The sequence below is a fragment of the Plantactinospora alkalitolerans genome (assembly GCF_015690345.1).
Taxonomy (GTDB): Bacteria; Actinomycetota; Actinomycetes; order Mycobacteriales; family Micromonosporaceae; genus Plantactinospora; species Plantactinospora alkalitolerans.
In genome coordinates this window covers 1-3,344 of the sequence record NZ_JADPUN010000163.1, presented here as the reverse complement: position 1 = coordinate 3,344, position 3,344 = coordinate 1, and the positions used below count along the sequence as shown (strand labels likewise).

At 74.1% G+C, this 3,344-nt stretch carries 1 protein-coding gene; it reads left to right on the top strand.

The features are described 5' to 3' along the window. Positions 1-5 precede the first annotated feature (5 nt). A partial coding sequence (locus tag I0C86_RS16875; protein WP_323373687.1) for a phosphodiester glycosidase family protein occupies positions 6-3,344 on the top strand: 3,339 nt, incomplete at its 3' end.

Below are 3,344 nucleotides of genomic sequence, written 5' to 3'. Positions count from 1 at the left end.
CCCCGATCCCGGGCACCGGCACCGCCGCCGACGAAAGCCCGCGCGCCTCCTCGTCCGGCTCCCCGTCGTCCAGCCCGGCCGCGGTCGCCGCCGCCGACGGAATCGAGACGGACAGCCGAACCCGACCCGTCGCGCCCGGACTCGACCTGACCTCGTACGACCGGTTCGACGCCAACGGCTGGCTCCGGGCCGACGCGCTCACCGCCGACCTGACCGGCGGACTCAGCGTCGACTACGTCAACTCCGGCGAGGTGGCCAAGGCCGAACCGCTGCGGCAGGCGGTCGACCGGGCCGGCGCGGTGGCCGCCGTCAACGGCGACTTCTTCGACATCAACAACTCGGGCGCGGCCCAGGGCATCGGCATCCAGCGGGGCCAGCTCATCCAGTCGCCCGTCGCCGGGCACGTCGAGGCGGCCGGGGTGACCGCCGAGGGCGTGGGACGGATCGTCCAGGTGCACTTCGACGGCACCGCCACCCTGCCGAGCGGGCCGGTTCCGCTCACCCAGTTCAACAACATGGTCGTTCCCGGTGGCGTCGGGGTCTTCACCCCGCTCTGGGGGTCGTACCCCCGGCACCGGGCGGTCGAGGGCGCCGGCCGGGTCACCGAGGTGACCGTGGTCGGCGGTCGGGTCGGCACGGTGGCCGACGCCGCCGGCAGCGGCCCCGTCCCCGCCGGTACGACGATCCTGCTCGGCCGGGAGGCCGGCGCCGACGCGCTCGCGACACTGCACCCCGGCGACCGGGTCGACATCGCGTACGCGCCCAAGCCCTCCGACGGAAGCACGCTGCGTGCCGCGATCGGCGGCAACCGCGTACTGGTCCGGGACGGGGTGGCGCAGAACATCGGCGACGTCAACTCCGAACCCCGGACCGCGGTCGGGTTCTCCGCCGACGGCCGGAAGATGTACCTGCTCACCGTGGACGGGCGGCAGGCCGACAGCCGGGGCGTGACGCTCACCGAACTCGGCGCGATGATGGCCGAACTCGGCGCGCATCACGCACTCAACCTCGACGGTGGCGGTTCGTCCACCCTGCTCGCCCGGGAACCCGGCCAACCGGCGGTACGGGTGGAGAACGCCCCGTCGGACGGCTCGGAACGTCCGGTGCCGAACGGCCTGGCGCTGTACGCCCCGCAGGGGAGCGGCCGGCTGACCGCGTACTGGGTGAAGACCGTGCTCGATCCGACGACGGCGCCGGGGATCGGTCCGGTGCGCGGCGGGCGGCCGGATCGGGTCTTTCCCGGCCTGACCCGGCGGCTGAGCGCGGCCGGCTACGACGAGACCTACGGGCCGGCGGCCGGCAGGCCGAGCTGGCGGGTCGACCCGGCGACCCGGGGCACCGTCGACTCCGCCGGGGTGTTCCGGGCCCGGCTACCCGGCGAGGCCAACGTCACCGCCGCCCGGGGCCGGGCAAGGGGCGAACTGGCGCTGACGGTGCTCGGGCCGCTGGCCCGGATCGACGGAACCGTCGACAAGGTCGGGCTGCCCGGTGCGGGCGGCACCGGAACGTTCGGCGTGGTCGGCTACGACGCCGAGGGGAACACCGCGCCGATCGAGCCGGCCGACGTGCGGCTGGAGTACGACCGGGAACTGCTGGAGATCACTCCGACCGGGGACGGCAGCCTCTCGGCGCGGGCCCTGGTCGACAGCGGCGCCGGACTGGTCACCGTGCGGGTCGGCGGGACCAGCACCGTCGTGCCGGTGACCGTCGGGCTCACCGACGTACCGGTGGCGATGTTCGACGACGCGGCGTCGTGGCGGTTCAGCGCGGCCCGCGCCACCGGATCGGCGACGCCGGTGCCGGGCCGGACCGGCACCGGCCTGAAACTGTCGTACGACTTCGGCCAGTCCACCGGCACCCGGGCCGCGTACGCCGACCCGCCCGCCTACATCCCGGTCGCCGGCCAGCCACAGGCGTTCGGAATGTGGATCCACAGTGCCGGCAACGGTGAGTGGCCGAGCCTGCACCTGCACGACGCGCTGGACCAGCAGCACGTGCTGCGCGGCCCGTACCTGGACTGGACCGGCTGGCGGTACGTCGAGATGGCGGTACCGGCCGGGGTGGTGTACCCGGTGCGGATCCGGCGGTTCTACGTGGCGGAGACCGACGCGGCGGCGGCGTACACCGGGGAGGTGGTCATCGACGACATCGTCGCGAAGGTGCCGCCCGAGGTGACCCCGCCGGCCGAGCCGCTTCGGACCGACCGGGTGGTGCTGACCGACGGCACCGTGGACCGGGCGCCGTGGCGGTTCGCGGTCCTCTCCGACGCCCAGTTCGTCGCGGCCGATCCGGACAGCGACCTGGTCGCCCAGGCCCGCCGTACGCTCCGCGAGGTCCGCGCCGCCCGGCCGGACTTCCTGGTGATCAACGGTGACTTCGTGGACACCGCGTACCCGGCCGACTTCGCGCTGGCGAAGCGGATCCTGGACGAGGAACTCGGCGGCACGCTGCCCTACTACTACGTGCCGGGCAACCACGAGATCATGGGCGCCCCGATCACGAACTTCCGGTCGGTGTTCGGGGACACCTCCCGGGTCTTCGACCACACTCCGGCCGGTGGCGGTACCCGGACCCGGTTCGTCACCCTGGACACCTCGACCGGCAGCCTGCGTGGCGGCGGTTTCGCCCAGGTCCGGTCGCTGCGTACGGCGCTCGACGAGGCGGCCCGGAATCCCGCGATCGGCTCGGTGGTGGTGCTGGAGCACCACGCGCCCCGGGATCCGACGCCGGCCAGGGCGAGCCAGCTCGGCGACCGCAAGGAGGCGGCGCTGCTGGAACGGTGGCTGGCGCAGTTCCAGCGGGACACCGGCAAGGGCGCGCTGTTCGTCGGCGCACACGTCGGCACCTTCCACGCCGACCGGGTCGACGGCGTGCCGTACCTGATCAACGGGAACGCCGGCAAGAACCCTTCGACGGCCCCGCACCTCGGCGGATTCTCCGGTTGGACGATGTTCGGTGTCGATCCGGTGAGCCCGGCGGAGTCGGTGGCGGCCCGACGGGATCGGTTGGCGGACGGGCCACGGTGGGTGAGCGCGCAGACCCGGGCCCATGTGGACAGTCTCGCCCTGGCGGCGCCGTCGGCCCTGCCGGCCGGTTCGGCGCTGCCGGTGACGGCCACGGTCACCCAGCCCGGCGGTCGTCAGGTGCCGGTCGCCGCTCCGCTGAGCGCCGACTGGTCCGGCTCGGCGAACCTCCACATCGGATCGAAGCGGGGGCTGCGACCGTGGCACGCCGCCTGGTTCGACCCGGACACCGGCCGGCTGACCGGGCTGTGGCCCAGCGGATCGGTGCGACTCACGGTCACGGTCAACGGCGTCTCCGCCCAGGCGGCCATCCCGCTCACC